This window comes from Ligilactobacillus sp. RTP31139st1_D10_RTP31139_211217 (assembly GCF_040226755.1).
In the GTDB taxonomy this organism is placed as follows: Bacteria; Bacillota; Bacilli; order Lactobacillales; family Lactobacillaceae; genus Ligilactobacillus; species Ligilactobacillus animalis.
On the sequence record NZ_JBCOAR010000001.1, the window covers coordinates 22,629 to 39,549 of the forward strand.

Below are 16,921 nucleotides of genomic sequence, written 5' to 3' on the forward strand. Positions count from 1 at the left end.
GAAACACATGGCAAACAAAGCACAATTGATCGAAACTGTTGCTGAAAAGACAGGTTTGACAAAGAAGGACGCAACTGTTGCAGTTGATGCAGTTTTTGGTTCTATCCAAGACTACCTTAAAGAAGGCGAAAAAGTTCAATTAATCGGCTTTGGTAACTTTGAAGTTCGTGAACGTGCAGCTCGTAAGGGTCGCAACCCACAAACTGGTAAAGAGATCCAAATCCCTGCAAGCAAGGTACCTGCATTCAAACCAGGTAAGGCGCTTAAGGATGCTGTTAAATAAGATTGACTTATTTTAGCTTCGACCCTTGATATATCAGGGGTCTTTTTTTGTATTAAAAAATACTGGAGCCATAGTTGATTTGAAGTCAACCATGGCTCCAGTATTATATTAGGCATTTAGATGTTGGATAAATTTTAAGTAAGCTTCTTGTTCACCGGTCGCTTGGATCTGACAAACATTGGGAGTAACTGTATTGTGATGTAAGTGATTTTCAGCAACTAAAATATCATGGGTGAAAGTTGCATTTCCGATCAACTGGATCTTAAATTGATCATCTAATTGTTGCACTTTAGTTTTGACCATTCCCCCGGGATTGAAGACTGTTATCTCTTGCGTGAGATCGCAGTGCTCGGGATGACTGAGATAAAAGGCTAAACTTGTAGCCGACATTCCAGTCCCACAAGCATTAGTAAAACCTACGCCCCGTTCGTAAGTACGCACAAATAGCTTGTTTGGACCTAGGATCTGAGCAAAGTTGACGTTGACACCATCTGGAAAATACGGGTTTGGGGCATTTAACTTAGCGCCTAATTCGCCTAAAAATGTTCCAGCTTTCTCAATATCGGGTACAAAACTGATCAAGTGGGGATTGGGTACGGCCATGATCGTAAAGTGTAATTTTTCCTGAGGGTCAAATTCCGCCAAGGGACGATCGATGACCTGCTCAGCTCCTAGGTTATCAAAGGGAAGATAGCGCTTCTCAAAATGAACGGGTGAGATCTCAACGCCAAAAGCAGGAACATTAGGCGCTAGGTCGGCTTGTTTTTGGACTTCTAGGTCACTTTGGCGAGTCTGAACTTTAAAAGCTGTCAGCGCGTGTTTTTCGGCCAAATAACGCGCAACTGTACGCAGACCATTACCGCACATTGATGCTTCGCTCCCATCAGCATTGATAACGCGCATTTGTGCCACCGTGTTGGGAGTAGAACTCTTTTGAACGACTAGGACGCCATCCGCGCCACCTAAGATACCGGAAGTTTTAGTCGTGAGTGTTTTGGTCAGTGTGACCAATTCTTGTTCGGTCAAAGGTGTAGTCAGTAATGTTTGATCTAAGATAAAAAAACTATTCTGTGATCCATGAACTTTTTTTAAGTTGATCATGAATATCCCTCCAATTTTTTAAGCGAATAAGGGCTTATTTTCCCCCATCTTGTATGATGAGAGGCAATCTCGCTTTAATTTTTCGATAACTGAATTGTATCATTTTTAATTTTAATGACAAGAGTCAAATATATAAAATTCTAGATTTTTTTATAAAAAAACCGATTTTCAAAAAAATAATATTAAAATCCCTTGACGTATCACATTAAAAATTATAGTATTATGTTAAATCGAAGAGGCGCAACTGACATGAGTAAGGTTCTTTAGCTGCTATAACAGTGTTTGAGTGGTCCTTGAAAGGGGAAGTTGCCGAAGTTTTAGGTGTTTATAGACACTTAACGCTGGGTTGTGGTTTAAGAGATCACAGACTGTCGCAAACTAAACTTTGCGGAGTGCTATCGATCAAACAGAATTTTGCAATTATTCCAGCAAGATCTTTTTAGGCGATAGGACTAAAAAGATCTTTTTTTTGTGCAATTTATTTATTGGAGGGGAACTTATGACGTTACCAACGAATAACGCCGGTCATTTGACGATCGGCGGTGTAGATGCGATCAGCTTAGCCCATCAATACCAAACTCCATTGGTCGTATATGATGTGGCTTTGATCAAGGAGCAGATCACTAAATTTAAACGAGTTTTTGAAGAGCAAGCTGTTGACTATGAAGTCAGCTATGCTAGTAAGGCATTTTGTTCGGTAGCAATCTACCAAGTGATCAATGAATTGGATTGTCATACAGACGTTGTTTCCGGTGGTGAATTAGCAACTGCTTTAAAAGCTGGTTTTCCCGCTGAAAAGATCAGTTTCCATGGAAATAATAAGTCGATCGCTGAACTTGAATTTGCGATCAAAGCCGGCGTCGGTGTGATCATCGTGGATAATTTTTATGAGATCGAACTTCTACAGAGGGTCTTACGGGAGCAAAAAGCTAAAGCTAAAGTCATCTTGCGCGTGACTCCGGGTATCTCAGCGCATACGCATGAATATGATCAAACGGGCCAGATCGATAGTAAATTTGGGTTTGATCTAGCTTCGGGGCAAGCTGATAAGGCTTTGACTCAGTTACTGGCTGACCCGCAGATCAAGGTTTTAGGGCTCCATGCACATATTGGTTCCCAGATCTTTGAATTAGGTGGCTTTGAGTTAGTTGGTCAAAAATTGATGGAAGTGGCTCATTCTTGGAAGCAAAAATACGATTATACAACTAAAGTTATCAACGTTGGTGGTGGTTTTGGTATCAAATATACCGCTGAAGATGATCCGTTGGCACCAGAAAAATTTGTCGAGCAGATCATTAAGGCGGTAAAGCAAAAGGCGCTGGAATATGAGTTGGAGCTTCCAGCAATTTGGATCGAGCCCGGGCGTTCGATCACAGGACCAGCTGGATATAACCTATATACAGTCGGGGCACGAAAAGATATTCCAGACCATTTATCGTATTTAGCAGTTGATGGTGGCATGGGAGATAATATTCGCCCCGCCTTATATCAAGCTAAGTATGCAGCTGTTTTAGCTAATGAGCCAAACGCCAAAGTGACTCAGACAGTGCATTTAGCTGGAAAATACTGTGAATCAGGGGATATTTTGATCGATAAATTAGCTTTACCTGAAACAAAACCAGGTGACATCATCGCGCTGTTAGCAACGGGGGCATACGGTTATGCGATGGCTTCAAATTACAATCGTAACCCACGTCCCGCAGTTGTTTTTGTTGAAAATGAGCAGGCTAAACTAGTGGTCAAACGTGAGACTTACGCTGACTTATTGAAGTTGGATCTACCTTATAAATAAAATCAAGAAAGGAAAGCTACTTTTTGGTAGTAGCAATTAAAGAACATGGCAGAATTAAACGCACAAGAAATTATCAATTTTATCGCAAACGCAGACAAGAAGACACCGGTCAAAGTTTATTTGAACGCTTCGATCGCTGACCTTGATATTCCAAATGAGATCAAAGTTTTTGGCGGGGCAGATAGTGCTGTATTATTTGGTGACTGGCAGGTCGTCAAACCATTTTTAGCCACTAACCAAACTAAGATCAAAGACTATGTGATCGAAAACCAAACGCGAAACTCCGCTGTACCGTTACTAGATCAAAAAGATATCAATGCGCGGATCGAACCCGGCGCTTTGATCAGAGATCAGGTCTTGGTCGGTGATAATGCAGTCATCATGATGGGGGCGATCATCAACATTGGAGCCGAAATCGGTGCTGGTTCAATGATCGATATGGGGGCTGTTTTAGGTGGCCGTGCGATCGTAGGTAAGAATTGTCATATCGGTGCGGGGACTGTTTTGGCGGGGGTAGTCGAACCAGCGTCGGCAACGCCTGTGATCATCGAAGACGATGTTTTGATCGGCGCTAATGCTGTTGTTTTAGAAGGTGTTCGGGTCGGTAAAGGCGCAGTCGTGGCTGCTGGTGCGATCGTGACTAAAGATGTTGAACCTTACAGTGTCGTTGCCGGGGTACCAGCTAAGTTTGTTAAATACACTGATGAAAAGACCAAAGAAAAGACAGGCTTAGAAGATGATTTAAGAAAGTTGTGAGCAAAATGTTAAGTGAAAGTAAGTTGACAAAGATCTATCAAGAGTTGCATCAGATCCCCGAGTTAGCACTAGAAGAAGTCAAAACGAAAGCATATTTACAACAAGAGATCGCTAAATTAGATCAAAGTTACTTAGAGATAAAAGAGATCCCTGAGTTGCCAACGGCTTTATTGGTCAAAGTGCGGGGAAGTGCCCCTAAAAAAACGCTCGGCTATCGCTGCGATATCGATGCGTTGCCCCTCACAGAAGAAACAGGCTTAGAGTTCAGCTCGAAAAATCCTGGGGTGATGCACGCTTGTGGTCATGATATCCATATGACAGTGGCATTGGGAGTCTTAGCTTATTTTACAACTACTCGTCCTAAAGATGACTTGATCTTTTTCTTTCAACCAGCTGAAGAAAGTAAGAATGGTGGTAAATTAGCTTATGAATTAGGCGTTTTTAGTGGAGAGTGGCGCCCCGATGAATTCTATGCTTTGCATGATGCACCTGAACTGCCTGCTGGTGCGATCGGATGTAATTTAGGAACATTATTTGCAGGAACAACTGAAGTCGATATCCATTTGTACGGCAAAGGAGGCCATGCAGCTTATCCCCATCAAGCCAATGACATGATCGTCTGCGCTAGTGCTTTGATCATGCAGGCGCAAACGATCATCTCGCGCAATGTCGATCCAACTAAGGGTGGTGTCTTAACGTTTGGTGAACTAAAGGCTGGTACGATCAGAAATGTGATCGCTGGTAAAGCGGTGATCAAAGGCACCATTCGTGGCTTGACCCAAGAGATGATCACCTTGATCCAAAAAAGATTACAGGAGATCTGCGATGGTGTAGCCCAGAGTTTTGATGCTCGAGTCGAGCTTACCTTGAATCAAGGTGGTTATCTACCCGTTGAAAATGATTCTGTATTGACGGCTTTTTTCATTGAACATATGCAAAAAGCGCCAGATGTTGAATTTATCGAGACTGAGCCGAAGATGACCGGGGAAGATTTTGGATACTTACTTTCCAAATTTCCTGGGACGATGTTTTGGTTAGGTGTAAATGATGTCCATGCTTTACATAGCAATAAGCTAGTGCCTGATCAAACAGCGATCCTCAAGGGAGTCAATGCAATAACTGGGTTTTTATGTGCCCGTATGAAACAAGAGAAAGAAGTGGATGCTTAATGTTAACCAGATCACAGATCATAACCGCGATCGTGACCCCATTTACGGCTGAAGGGCAGATCGATTATCCTGCCTTAGAAAAATTGACTGAACACTTGTTACAAAGTGGGACCCAAGGCTTTGTGATCGGCGGTACAACGGGTGAGACGCCAACTTTGACACATCAAGAGAAATTAACGCTTTACCAAAAGTTTGCCCAAATAGTTGCTGGACGTGTTCCAGTGATCGCTGGTTGTGGAACGAATGCGACTCAAGCGACTTTAGAATTTATCAATGAAGTTGCAAAGATCACGGGAATAGATTACGCTTTGGCCGTAGTACCTTATTACAATAAACCAGATCAAGCTGGGATAAGAGCACATTTTGAATATTTGGCTAAAAAGGCTGAGCTTCCCTTGATCATGTATAATATACCTAGTCGGACTGGTGTCAAACTCGATAAAGAAGTGATCGTAGACTTAGCCAAATTGGATAACATTGCTGGGGTAAAACAATGTGGCAGTCTAGATGAGCTGGCATATATCATCGAGAATACACGTAATGAAGCTTTTAGTGTCTTTACTGGTGAGGATGCACAGGCTTTAGCAGCTAAGAAATTAGGCGCAGTTGGAGTTATTTCGGTGGCGGCACATATTTACGGTGAGCAAATGACACAAATGTATCAAGCATTTGCTAAAGCTGATCAAAGTAAAGCTAAGGCATTGGAACAATGGTTGCTCCCTAAGATGCAAGCTTTGTTTATGTATCCTTCACCAGCTCCAGTCAAAGCCGTGTTGAATGCCCAGGGCTTTGCTGTTGGTGGGCTTAGGTTACCGTTGCTTGCTTTAAATGAGGCTCAACAACAAGAATTAGCATCAAGCCTAGGATTAGCTAAAAATGCTTTATCAAAACGATTACCATTAGATTTGGGGGAGACAAAATGATCAAGATTTTAGTTGCAGGTTATTCAGGTTCAATGGGCCAACAGGTCTTAAAGTTGATCGATGAGACACCTGATTTTGAATTGGTGGCGGTTTTTGCTTTAGGAGCTACCGAAAGTGATCGTCAACGCTTTGGTCTTGGTGAGCAGGTCAAGATCTACAATGAGCTGTCGCAGATCGAACATGGAGCTGATGTTTGGATCGACTTTACCGCTCCGAGTGCTGTGTTTGAAAATGTCAAATTTGCTTTAAAACACGGGATGCGTCCCGTAGTGGGAACTACAGGTTTGACCGATGAAGAGTTAGCTGAACTTAAGCAGTTAGCTTTAGCTCAGCAGCTAGGTGGCTTAGTGGCACCTAATTTTGGGATGTCAGCGGTATTATTGATGAAATTTGCCAAAGAAGCAGCCAAATATTTCCCTGATGTTGAGATCATTGAAATGCATCATGATAATAAAAAAGATGCACCCTCAGGGACAGCCTTGATGACAGCCAAGTTGATCGCACAAAATCGCGTACCGCATCATCAAGGAGCAAAGGATGAAACTGAGACCCTAGCGCATGTACGTGGCGGTGACTATGAAGGTATCAAGCTCCACTCAGTTCGTTTGCCAGGATATGTGGCTCATGAACAGGTCCTTTTTGGTGGTGCAGGTGAAGCCTTGACGATCCGCCAAGATTCATTTGATCGGGCTTCGTTTATGAGCGGTGTCAAGCTTGCGGTGCAAAAGGCTAAGGCATTAGACGGTTTAATCGTTGGATTAGAAAATATTTTATAAAAAGAAGGTAAAGTAAAATGAGAGAATATACAGTTGCTATTTTAGGTGCTACTGGTGCGGTGGGTTCACGGTTGATCGAACAATTAGAACAGTCAACGATCCCAGTCAAGAAGGTCAAATTGCTTGCTTCCAAGCGTTCGGCAGGTAAACAGCTCAGTTTTAAGGGTCAAGCGATCACGATCGAAGAGGCAACACCAGAGGTATTTGAAGGTGTTGATCTAGTTTTAGCTTCAGCTGGTGGTGCTGTTTCTAAGAAATTGCTCCCTGAAGCAGTTAAGCGCGGGGCGGTCTGTGTCGATAATACGAGTGCTTTTCGGATGGAGCCAGAAGTACCGCTAGTCGTCCCAGAAGTCAATGAACAAGCTTTATTTGAACACCGTGGGATCGTAGCTAATCCTAATTGTTCAACGATCCAAATGATGGTCGCTTTAGAACCGATCCGCCAAAAATTTGGCTTAGAACAGATCATCGTTTCGACTTATCAAGCAGCTTCAGGCGCAGGTCAAACTGCTTTAGATGAAATGCTTTCAGAGGCCAAAGATTATTTGAATGGGGAGACAATGGAAGGTAAGATCTTTCCAGTCAAGGGTGACAAGAAGCATTATCCACTAGCTTTTAATCTTTTGCCACAGATCGATGTCTTTGAAGAAGATGGTTACTCACATGAAGAGTGGAAGATGATCCATGAAACTAAAAAGATCATGCAAGGTGACATGAATGATCCAAAACTCAAAGTGACGGCGACCTGTGTTCGGGTCCCAGTCGTGATCGGCCACGGTGAATCGGTCTACTTTAAGACGGCAGATACCACTTTGACAGCTGAACAAGTCAAAGAAACGCTTAAAACTGCTCCTGGAGTCGTTTTACAAGATGATCCGGCTCACCAAGAATACCCACAGCCACTGACAGCTGAAGGTAAACGTGAGACTTTTGTGGGACGGGTACGTGCTGATAAGGAAAATCCGGGTAGTTTTAACATGTGGATCGTGTCAGATAATTTGTTGAAGGGAGCTGCATGGAATACAGTTCAGATCGCTGAACGCCTAGTTGAAAATGATCTCGTACATGTTCCAGCGGATCCATATTTAGGTTAATACCAAAGAAGTCGTTATTAATTTAGCGACTTTTTTATGTTATGATGGTAGCTAGAAGTTATTAAGTAAAGGTGGTAACCACATGACTTATTCGGAAGAAACACTAGATCATTTAGCGCAAGGAGATTTTACCAAAGCAAATGAAACTTTAGAGCTTGCGTTGACTAGGGATGAAGACGATATGCTATACAGTTTGGCCGAAGAGCTGTATTCACTAGGCTTTTCTGAGATGGCAGCTAAAGCATACGAAACTTTAGTCAAACGCTATCCCAATGAAGATAGCTTAAAGACCGCCTTAGCTGAGATCCAGATCGGTGAAGGTAATGATGATCAAGCCTTAGCGATCTTATCTCAGATCACTCCGGAATCAAATGCTTATTTAGAAGCTCTTTTAGTTAGCGCTGATCTTTATCAGACGCAAGGGGCTTTTGATGTCAGTGAACAAAAATTGCTAACGGCTTATCGATTAGCACCAGATGAACCGGTGATCGAATTTGCTTTAGCTGAGTTATACTTTAACATTAAAGAATATCGTAAAGCAGCTCAATTTTATCGTTCCTTGTTAAAACAAGGGATCTTAGAGTTTTCCCGGGTCAATTTAGTGACTCGTTTGGGTCTTTCTTATGCCGGCTATGGCAAGTTTGAGACTGCATTAGGCTATTTAGAACAGATCCCAGAAGAACAACTCGATAACGATACGTTGTTCCAATTAGCCTTTACCCAACGTGAATTAGGTGATCTTGAAGCTGCGACGGCCAACTTTGAGAAGTTGCGTGAACGTACGCCAGATTATGTGACGGTCTATCCATATTTAGCTGATCTCTACGAACAAGCGGGTCAGTTTGGTCAAGCTTTGATCACGGCCCAAGAAGGTCTAGCCGTGGATGAATTTAATGAAGCCCTATACCAAAAAGCCAGTCAATTAGCTGCTAAATTGGGCAAAAACAAGGAAGCAACTGATTACTTGAAAGAAGCCTTAGCGTTAGATCCAAGTAATTTGACGCTAGTTTTGGAATTGAGTAACCAATTATTGGCTACGCAACAAGATCAAGAAAATATCGAACTTTTGAAAGATTATTTGGCTAAAGATGAAGTTGATCCGCAGATCTATTGGAATCTAGGGCGTTCATATGCCAACTTGGATGATTATGAACAGGCTTTGACTAATTACGAAACAGCTGCTCGTTATTTAGATGACAATGCTGAATTTTTAAGGGATGCAGCTTTCTTCTTTAGAAATGCAGGGCGCCGTACTGAAGCTAGTGCAGCAGCTAAAGCTTACCTCATGCAAGTTCCGACTGATTATGAAGTCGAAGATCTATTAGATGAATTACAATATTGATAGCAAAAAAGCGCTCGAATTCGGGCGCTTTTTTGCTATTGAAGTTCGTATCTGATCAGTTCTTGCCGATAATAGTTGAGTGAAGTCCCATCAAGATGCAATTTGTCACTAAGTTGTTGCTCATTTAAGTGTTGTTCGGTCAATAGAGCATGGAAGATCGCAGCTTGGTAGAACTTACGTGGGATCAAAGGTAAGAAGCATTTAGGTTGGTCAGCTTTGAGATATTTATGCAAGCCAGGCAAAGTCAGCCGGGGTTCAACTAGATTGATCCGCTGTTTTAAGAAAAGATCTTGACTGTGCTGTTTAGTTTGCAAAGGAGCAAGATATTCTTTAAAGCGGTCTAAGAAGAGCTGTTCATTGGGGGCAAAGTTTTCCGTGTCTAATATCTGATAAAAGCCACTTTGTAAGATCTCGGTGATCGTATAATAGTGTGAGATAAATAATAAAGTGGCACGCGTGTAATACGATAAGTCATCGTTTTCCAGCAATAGCGGTAGTTCTTCTTGCCAATTTACCGGGACCAGCTCATTTTTAGAGCGTTTTAGTCCTTTTAATGGTAGAGTAGGCAAGCTAGTTGAAAGACGTTCATTGAAGAGAAACGCAAAATAAACATTAAGGTGTGTCAGATATTTGTTGTAAGTCGTATTTTTGATCTCCCGTTTGACTTGGAGCATGTTTAAATAATCACGGATATCGCTTTCGGTCAGGTTAGAGAGATCAGGATCCATGCGGTAAAGGCTGTTGAAATTTCTTAGATAGTTGAAGAGATCGGCGACATCACGACAAAGATCATCACAAGTATTTTTTTCAAGCACCCGATCGTATTCTAAATAATGCCGAAATCTATCTTCATAAGGGAATTGTGCCATATTTACCCACCTCGATAATAATAATTTGTTACTTTAACAATAGCAAAAAGTGTAAATGCTTGCAAGTTTATCAATAATAAAATGTTACTTTAACTTTAAGAAATAAAATAAAAGACTGCGCCAAAAACCGGCGCAGCCAACAAAACATTTTATAACTGATCTTAAGCTAGTAAGTTAGCGACCTACTTATGTTATTATAAAACTAGAGAGGGTGTGTTTGCATGGTATCAAATGAACGTTTAAGTATAATAGATCTTATCATGATAAGTTTGGGGTGTGCTTTTTATGGCTTGGGTCTAGTCTCGGTCAATATAGCAAATAATTTAGCTGAAGGTGGAGTTACAGGGATCACGTTGATCATTCGTTATTGGTTACATATCGATCCAGCGCTATCAACGATCTTGATCAATATTCCCTTGATCATCATTGGCTATCGCTACTTAGGGAAAAAAGCTTTAGTTTATACAGTTTATGGAACATTGGCTTTGTCATTTTGGATCTGGTTTTGGCAACGATTCTATATTCCGATAAATATTCATAATGATCTCTTTATTGCCGGGATCTTAGCTGGGATCTTTGGTGGTGTTGGCTCAGGGATCGTCTATAAATTCGGTGGAACTACCGGGGGGACCGATGTCGTAGCTCGGATCTTGGAGAAGGAAAAAGGGATCCAGATGGGAAAGACACTGCTTGCGTTAGATGCGGTCGTTTTGACGTTATCTCTGAGCTACTTGGACCTACGCCAAATGATGTATACCTTGCTCGCTTCGTATGTCTTTTCGCAACTAGTTAATTTTATCCAAGGTGGGGCATATGCAGCGCGCGGTGTTGTGATTATTTCACGCTTTCCAGATGAGATCGCTAAATCGATCATCCAAGATCTTGATCGGGGCGTCAGTTATTTAGCTGGACAAGGGGCATTTTCCAATCAAGATTTTAAAGCGATCTACTGTGTCGTCAGTCCCAGTGAATTGACGGCCATCAAGCGGATCGCAGAGCATCATGATCCCAAAGCTTTTATCTCAGTCTTAGATGTGACCGAAGCATTGGGTGAAGGTTTCACGTATAATCGGCCCAAGAAGAAATTACTATGAAATGAGTGTGAGCTAAATGAGCAAAAAATATAAAATATTTGCCGGTGACGTAGAATTTTCATATATGGGTAAAGAGTTGACTAATTGTACAATTTAACAAGTGATGAGAAAAGTGAATTGATGTTTTTCGTTTTTGAAATGACCGATCACCCTAATCCAGAGGACGCTTGCTTTTATTTTGATAATCTAGAAGAACTTTACTGGCCTAAGTTGACACCCGAAGAAAAAGAAAATGTCAGAAAAGCTATCGAACCACATATCATAAAATTAAAGTAATTTACCTTAGCATTCAGCGAAAGTTGAGTGCTTTTTTGTTAGATACTTTTAATTGTAACGCTGAATTGAGACGGCTATAATAATACTGACTATATATTTAGAATAGGTTGGATATAGATTATGCAAGTAGAAAAAATACCTCAAGAATTTACGGTAGCTTTACCGTTGTTACAACAGATAAGAGCTGCTGGCTTTGAAGCTTACTTTGTGGGGGGAAGCGTCCGGGATACGATCCTAGGCTTACCGATCCACGATGTTGATATTGCAACTAGTGCATATCCGGCCGAGATAAAAGCGATCTTTGAGCGGACAGTCGACACGGGGATCGAGCACGGAACTGTCATGGTATTAGACCATGGTGAAGGTTACGAAATCACGACTTTTCGGACGGAAAGTGGCTATCAAGATTTTCGGCGCCCTGATAAAGTCGAATTTGTGCGTTCTTTAAAAGAAGATCTCAAGCGCCGCGACTTAACGATCAATGCTTTGGCTTTAGCACCCGATGGCACTGTGATCGACATGTTTTCTGGCTTAGATGACTTAAAAAATAAAACGATCCGTGCTGTGGGTGATCCGACTGAGCGTTTCTTTGAAGACGCCTTACGCATGATGCGGACAGTACGCTTTGCTAGTCAATTGGATTTTAAGATCGAGCCTAAGACTTTACAAGCGATCAAAGCCAATGCACATTTACTCGAAAAGATCGCGGTTGAACGGATCCAAGTCGAATGGATCAAATTATTATTAGGTAAAAATGTGGTCCAAGGACTAGATGCCTTTTTAGAAACAGAACTTTTCAAATACTGCCCACAATTTGCGACACGTGAGCAAGCTTTACGTAAGATCGCCAAATTGCCTCAACTAAAACTAGTAGATGAATTAGAATGTTGGGCATTATTGGCCTATGTCTTTGAGCTTACCCCTAAACAAGTCCGCAGTTTTCTCAAAGCTTGGAAAACTTCAAATGATATCAGTATGGAAGTTCAAAACGTCCTATCGATCCTTGAGCAAGCCACACCTGATCTTGATCCGTTGGTCTGTTACCATGCTAAAGAACGTGCAACTAAAGCAGCGAGCCACCTATTAGATATCTTACAGTTACCTTTGACCGGTGCTAAACTTTTACAGACCTATACAGCGTTACCGATCAAAGATAAGGCGCAGTTAGCTTTGAATGGTAAGGATCTGATCCAAACACTGGGCCTAAAACCAGGACCAGGATTAGGCAAGATCTTGAATACGCTCGAACAAAAAGTTGTGCTAGGTGAACTAGCCAACGATAAAGCAGTTTTATTAGCTCAAGCTGAAAAATTAAGTAAGGAATTAAACTAGATGCAAACACTTCGAATTGAAAATTTAACTAAGACCTATGGCGATAAAACACTGTTTCAAGATGCGAGTTTTATCATCAATGAACATGACCGGATCGGCTTGATCGGGACTAATGGTTCAGGGAAGACGACTTTTTTGAATACGATCAGTGGTTTTGATCCCGCCGATTCTGGTGAATTGATCGCACCTAATAATTATCGGATCAGTTATCTAAAGCAACAACCTGAATTGGATCCAGAAAAAACGATCATGGAAGCTGTTTTTGATGGTGCAGCGCCAGTTTTTCAGACGATCAAACATTACGAACAAGCATTAACGGCCTACAGTAATGATCCGGAAAATGAAAAACTCCAAAAACGCTACGATGAGGCTGAAGCCAAGATGAATCAAGAAGATGCTTGGAGTGCTGATAGTGATATTAAGACTATTTTGACGCAGTTACACATCAACGATTGGCATCAAAAGATCAAGACACTTTCTGGTGGTCAGGTCAAACGGGTCGGCCTAGCCCAAGTTTTGATCCAAGAGCCAGACCTACTGATCCTAGACGAACCGACAAACCACTTGGACTTTGATTCGATCGCTTGGCTAGAAAATTACCTAGCTTCGTATAAGGGTGCGCTTTTAGTAGTGACCCATGACCGTTATTTCTTAGACCAGATCGCTAATCAGATCATTGAACTATCATTTGGCAAATTATATTTTTATACCGGGAATTATCAAGATTTTGTCGATCAAAAGGCAAAACGTGTCGAACGCGAATTGACTGCTGAACATAAGCAACAACAGCTCTATAAAAAAGAATTAGCGTGGATGCGTACCGGGGCTAAAGCGCGAACGACTAAACAGCAAGCTCGGATCAATAGCTTTAATGAACTAAAAGAAAATCTCAACAAAGTTCAAGTTGATGGTAAAGTCGATATCAATCTAGGGCAACAACGCTTAGGTAAAAAAGTTTTAGAGCTAAAACATGCTTCATTAAACTTAGATGAGCATGCGATCTTAAAAGACTTTGATCTGTTGATCCAAGCCGGTGATCGGATCGGGATCACAGGGGTCAATGGTGCTGGTAAATCAAGTTTATTGAATGTTTTAGCTGGGAAATTAGCTTTAGACAGTGGAGAATTGATCACAGGTGAAACGGTTAAGATCGCCTACTACCAACAAAAAACAGAAGACATCCCTGAGGACAAACGAGTTATCAGTTATCTAAATGATGTTGCTCAAACGATCGTCAATAAAGATGGCGAGCACGTCAGCACGACGCAATTGCTCGAACAGTTTCTCTTTCCAAGATCAATGCATGGTACCTTGATCAAGAAACTTTCTGGGGGCGAAAAACGGCGCTTATATCTTTTGAAACTACTGATGATGCAGCCAAACGTCTTGATCTTAGACGAACCGACAAACGATCTAGATATCGGTACATTGACGGTATTGGAAGATTATCTCGATCAATTCCAAGGAACCGTGATCACAGTTTCGCATGACCGTTATTTCTTAGACAAAGTAGCCGATTCACTTTTGATCTTTGAAGGCAATGCTAAAATAACACGGCATTATGGGCTTTTCACAGATTATCTAAAAAAAAATCTAGATAAACGACCTGCCAAAAAAGTAGTCAAGGAAAAGCCAGTTACCAAATCGACTGAACCAAAAGAAAAAACAAAATTGACTTATGCTGAGCAGCTTGAATTTGATAAATTAGAACAAGAGATCGAAATGTTGGATGAAAAGCTAGAACAATTACAGACGCAAATGGGTGAAGTGGATGGTTCAGATTATCCTAAGCTCGCCAGTTTACAACAAGAGATCGACGACCTAAACGCACAAAGTGAACAAAAAATGGCCCGCTGGGAAGAGTTAGGACAATACGTCTAATAAAACATGATATAATGATCTATCCCAAATAATTGCATCGGAGGAAGAAAATGACTGCACTTGAAGAACCGTATTTACAATTGATTCGAGATATTTTAGAAAAGGGTCATCAAAAAGGTGACCGGACTAAAACAGGGACGACCAGTTTATTTGGTTATCAAATGCGCTTTGACCTAAGCCAAGGTTTTCCTTTATTGACAACTAAAAAAGTTCCTTTTGGCTTGATCAAAAGTGAGTTGCTTTGGTTTTTGAAGGGTGATACCAATATTCAATACCTATTGCAACATAATAATCATATTTGGGATGAATGGGCTTTTAAAAATTGGATCGAAAGTGATGAGTACACTGGACCAGATATGACTGATTTTGGCTTACGTGCTCAAAAAGATCCAGCGTTCAAAGAAGTATATCTAACACAAAAGAAGCAATTTTGCGACCGGATCGTTAACGATGATGAATTTGCAGCTAAGTATGGCAATTTAGGTGACGTTTATGGTGCACAGTGGCGGCATTGGAAAACCCATACAGGCGAAACGATCGATCAGATCAAAGATGTGATCGAGACGATCAAAACTGACCCAAATTCTAGACGAATGATCGTTTCGGCTTGGAATCCTGAAGATGTACCTTTCAGTGCTTTGCCACCGTGCCATACGTTATTTCAATTTTATGTCAATGACAATAAGTTGAGTTGTCAGCTCTATCAACGAAGTGGTGACGTCTTTTTAGGAGTACCGTTCAATATTGCTAGTTATGCTTTATTGACACATTTGATCGCCCATGAAACAGGATTAGAGGTAGGCGAATTTATCCATACTTTAGGGGATGCGCATATCTACTCTAACCATCTTGAGCAAGTTAAAGAGCAATTAGCACGTACACCTAAAGTGGCCCCTAAGTTGTGGTTGAATCCAGCTAAAAAAGACGTTTTGTCATTTGAAATGGATGATATCAAACTAGAAGGCTATGAATCTTGGGGAGCTATCAAAGCACCTGTGGCTGTATAAGAAAAGGGGTAAAAAAATGATCTCATTTATTTGGGCTGAAGATAAGGCACATCATATCGGATACCAGGGGAAATTACCTTGGCATCTGCCAGCTGATCTAGCTTTCTTTAAAAAACAAACTATCGGTCACCCGATCGTTATGGGACGCAAGACTTTTGCTAGTTTTCCAGGCTTATTGCCGAAGCGCCAACATGTCGTCTTGACGCACAGTGAAGAATTAAAAAAAGAAGCACAAACGACTGAACGCTTAACGGTTTTTTCAGATCTAACTGAGCTAAAGACTTGGTTATCACAACAGTCTGAGGAAGTTTTTGTGATCGGTGGCGCTTCGCTGTTCAATAGTTTGCAAGAAGAAGTTGAGCGTCTGTATGTGACCAAGATCGCTGCTGAATTTAAGGGTGATACGCTTATGCCTGAGCTAGATTATTCAAAATTCAGAGTGATCTTTCAAGAAGACGGTGTGGTCGATGAAAAAAATCATTATCCACACACCTTCTATATCTATGAACGTAAATAAAAAACGGGGATGTTTTATTACGACATCCCTGTTTTTATCATCACTAACGGATCAATTGTATCAGACCTAAAAGCCAAGTCCAGATCAGCAATGTTTCTGCAAGACATGAGAGCCAAAGTAGTTTAGGCTGGGCTTTATTCCACCAATAGGAAAGGATCCCTAAGATGATGGCGATAATAAAGAGTGGTTCAAAGATCTGACCGGTAACGATCAAGATCAAACAGACCAACCAAACGACCAAGCTAACGGCATAGACCCATTGCCAGTATTTTAGATAAAAAACACATTCATAGATCAATGTTAAGACCGCCCAAGCAGTCACGAGTCCAAAAGCGACCCAGCCGGCTGCAAAAAACTTTACCCCAAAACAAAGTGGGTAAAGCAGCGTCATAAGCGTCAAAGCTCCTAAGCTACGTGTTATCGTGTCTAAAGGACGGTGAGCTTTAGTATTATACAGAGCTAAAGTAATGATCTTTAGCAATAGATACAGGCTAACAGTCCCTAAGATAAGCGAAAGCGCAACAATAAAGGCAGTTTTGGGATGCCCAGCTAGCAGCGTGATGATCGTTAAAAAGACAGAGCCTAGCAGCGCGATCCCTGTGATGATCGAACTAGCGATCAGATTTTTGTTAGTATATTTAGGCAAATAGATCGACCTTTCTGATAAAAAATTTTTAATCAATTACAATTGTAACATACTAGCAAATAC

Annotated in this window: 17 protein-coding genes and 1 riboswitch; of the genes, 14 read left to right on the top strand and 3 right to left on the bottom strand. The window is 41.3% G+C overall.

The features are described 5' to 3' along the window. Positions 1-7: 7 nt before the first annotated feature. On the top strand, positions 8-283 hold the full coding sequence (gene hbs, locus ABT996_RS00135; RefSeq protein ID WP_004047651.1) for a non-specific DNA-binding protein Hbs: 276 nt from the start codon (positions 8-10) through the stop codon (positions 281-283). A 108-nt stretch (positions 284-391) separates the two neighbouring features. On the opposite strand, the gene dapF is transcribed toward hbs, so the two are convergent. Beyond that, complete coding sequence (gene dapF / locus ABT996_RS00140) at positions 392-1,384, bottom strand: diaminopimelate epimerase (RefSeq protein ID WP_035448339.1); 993 nt, start codon at positions 1,382-1,384, stop codon at positions 392-394. Between the two features lie 226 nt (positions 1,385-1,610). Next, positions 1,611-1,790, top strand: a riboswitch (Lysine riboswitch). A gap of 78 nt (positions 1,791-1,868) precedes the next feature. Here dapF and lysA point away from each other — a divergent pair. From lysA to ABT996_RS00175, 7 genes are all read left to right on the top strand, one after another. After that, positions 1,869-3,176: a diaminopimelate decarboxylase gene (lysA, locus tag ABT996_RS00145; RefSeq protein ID WP_371319652.1), complete on the top strand. Its 1,308-nt coding sequence runs from the start codon at positions 1,869-1,871 to the stop codon at positions 3,174-3,176. 45 nt (positions 3,177-3,221) lie between these two features. After that, positions 3,222-3,932 (top strand): 2,3,4,5-tetrahydropyridine-2,6-dicarboxylate N-acetyltransferase, encoded by a 711-nt coding sequence (dapD, locus tag ABT996_RS00150; protein ID WP_035448336.1) that lies wholly within the window; start codon positions 3,222-3,224, stop codon positions 3,930-3,932. Between the two features lie 5 nt (positions 3,933-3,937). Next, positions 3,938-5,101: an N-acetyldiaminopimelate deacetylase gene (locus ABT996_RS00155; protein ID WP_035448334.1), complete on the top strand. Its 1,164-nt coding sequence runs from the start codon at positions 3,938-3,940 to the stop codon at positions 5,099-5,101. After that, positions 5,101-6,024 carry a 4-hydroxy-tetrahydrodipicolinate synthase gene (gene dapA, locus ABT996_RS00160; RefSeq protein ID WP_010688996.1) on the top strand — a complete coding sequence of 308 codons (924 nt, stop codon included), beginning with the start codon at positions 5,101-5,103 and terminating at the stop codon, positions 6,022-6,024. The genes ABT996_RS00155 and dapA overlap by 1 nt, the downstream gene beginning before the upstream one ends. After that, the gene (gene dapB, locus ABT996_RS00165; RefSeq protein ID WP_010688997.1) at positions 6,021-6,800 is read left to right on the top strand and encodes a 4-hydroxy-tetrahydrodipicolinate reductase; all 780 of its coding nucleotides are present in this window, start codon (positions 6,021-6,023) and stop codon (positions 6,798-6,800) included. Before dapA ends, dapB begins: the two co-directional genes overlap by 4 nt. 17 nt (positions 6,801-6,817) lie before the next feature. Then, complete coding sequence (locus ABT996_RS00170) at positions 6,818-7,894, top strand: aspartate-semialdehyde dehydrogenase (protein ID WP_035448332.1); 1,077 nt, start codon at positions 6,818-6,820, stop codon at positions 7,892-7,894. Between the two features lie 82 nt (positions 7,895-7,976). After that, positions 7,977-9,236 carry a tetratricopeptide repeat protein gene (locus ABT996_RS00175; protein WP_035448331.1) on the top strand — a complete coding sequence of 420 codons (1,260 nt, stop codon included), beginning with the start codon at positions 7,977-7,979 and terminating at the stop codon, positions 9,234-9,236. Positions 9,237-9,271: 35 nt separating this feature from the next. On the opposite strand, the gene ABT996_RS00180 is transcribed toward ABT996_RS00175, so the two are convergent. Beyond that, complete coding sequence (locus ABT996_RS00180) at positions 9,272-10,105, bottom strand: site-specific integrase (protein ID WP_035448329.1); 834 nt, start codon at positions 10,103-10,105, stop codon at positions 9,272-9,274. Between the two features lie 221 nt (positions 10,106-10,326). On the opposite strand from ABT996_RS00180, the gene ABT996_RS00185 reads away from it, so the two are divergent. The 6 genes from ABT996_RS00185 to ABT996_RS00210 all read left to right on the top strand — a co-directional run bounded on the left by ABT996_RS00185 (position 10,327) and on the right by ABT996_RS00210 (position 16,212). Then, entirely contained in the window at positions 10,327-11,199 is an 873-nt protein-coding gene (locus ABT996_RS00185; protein WP_035448327.1) for a YitT family protein, read from the top strand. Positions 11,200-11,283: 84 nt separating this feature from the next. Next, positions 11,284-11,475 carry a hypothetical protein gene (locus ABT996_RS00190; protein ID WP_035448325.1) on the top strand — a complete coding sequence of 64 codons (192 nt, stop codon included), beginning with the start codon at positions 11,284-11,286 and terminating at the stop codon, positions 11,473-11,475. A gap of 120 nt (positions 11,476-11,595) precedes the next feature. Then, positions 11,596-12,807, top strand: a complete 1,212-nt coding sequence (locus tag ABT996_RS00195; RefSeq protein ID WP_010689006.1) for a CCA tRNA nucleotidyltransferase — start codon at positions 11,596-11,598, stop codon at positions 12,805-12,807. Next, entirely contained in the window at positions 12,808-14,688 is a 1,881-nt protein-coding gene (locus ABT996_RS00200; protein ID WP_035448322.1) for an ABC-F family ATP-binding cassette domain-containing protein, read from the top strand. It abuts the gene before it with no gap. Positions 14,689-14,738: 50 nt separating this feature from the next. Beyond that, a complete protein-coding gene (locus ABT996_RS00205; protein ID WP_035448320.1) occupies positions 14,739-15,695 on the top strand; it encodes a thymidylate synthase in 957 nt (318 codons plus the stop codon). Positions 15,696-15,711: 16 nt separating this feature from the next. Next, the gene (locus ABT996_RS00210; protein ID WP_035448318.1) at positions 15,712-16,212 is read left to right on the top strand and encodes a dihydrofolate reductase; all 501 of its coding nucleotides are present in this window, start codon (positions 15,712-15,714) and stop codon (positions 16,210-16,212) included. A gap of 43 nt (positions 16,213-16,255) precedes the next feature. Here ABT996_RS00210 and ABT996_RS00215 read toward each other — a convergent pair whose 3' ends face one another. Then, on the bottom strand, positions 16,256-16,858 hold the full coding sequence (locus ABT996_RS00215; protein ID WP_010689013.1) for a hypothetical protein: 603 nt from the start codon (positions 16,856-16,858) through the stop codon (positions 16,256-16,258). Between the last annotated feature and the right edge of the window lie 63 nt (positions 16,859-16,921).

Bases quoted from the DNA above. Each gene is read 5' to 3' on its own strand.
- hbs (WP_004047651.1), top strand. From the start codon at position 8: ATGGCAAACAAAGCACAATTGATCGAAACTGTTGCTGAAAAGACAGGT.
- dapF (WP_035448339.1), bottom strand. From the start codon at position 1,384: ATGATCAACTTAAAAAAAGTTCATGGATCACAGAATAGTTTTTTTATC.
- dapD (WP_035448336.1), top strand. From the start codon at position 3,222: ATGGCAGAATTAAACGCACAAGAAATTATCAATTTTATCGCAAACGCA.
- ABT996_RS00155 (WP_035448334.1), top strand. From the start codon at position 3,938: ATGTTAAGTGAAAGTAAGTTGACAAAGATCTATCAAGAGTTGCATCAG.
- dapA (WP_010688996.1), top strand. From the start codon at position 5,101: ATGTTAACCAGATCACAGATCATAACCGCGATCGTGACCCCATTTACG.
- dapB (WP_010688997.1), top strand. From the start codon at position 6,021: ATGATCAAGATTTTAGTTGCAGGTTATTCAGGTTCAATGGGCCAACAG.
- ABT996_RS00170 (WP_035448332.1), top strand. From the start codon at position 6,818: ATGAGAGAATATACAGTTGCTATTTTAGGTGCTACTGGTGCGGTGGGT.
- ABT996_RS00175 (WP_035448331.1), top strand. From the start codon at position 7,977: ATGACTTATTCGGAAGAAACACTAGATCATTTAGCGCAAGGAGATTTT.
- ABT996_RS00180 (WP_035448329.1), bottom strand. From the start codon at position 10,105: ATGGCACAATTCCCTTATGAAGATAGATTTCGGCATTATTTAGAATAC.
- ABT996_RS00185 (WP_035448327.1), top strand. From the start codon at position 10,327: ATGGTATCAAATGAACGTTTAAGTATAATAGATCTTATCATGATAAGT.
- ABT996_RS00195 (WP_010689006.1), top strand. From the start codon at position 11,596: ATGCAAGTAGAAAAAATACCTCAAGAATTTACGGTAGCTTTACCGTTG.
- ABT996_RS00200 (WP_035448322.1), top strand. From the start codon at position 12,808: ATGCAAACACTTCGAATTGAAAATTTAACTAAGACCTATGGCGATAAA.
- ABT996_RS00205 (WP_035448320.1), top strand. From the start codon at position 14,739: ATGACTGCACTTGAAGAACCGTATTTACAATTGATTCGAGATATTTTA.
- ABT996_RS00210 (WP_035448318.1), top strand. From the start codon at position 15,712: ATGATCTCATTTATTTGGGCTGAAGATAAGGCACATCATATCGGATAC.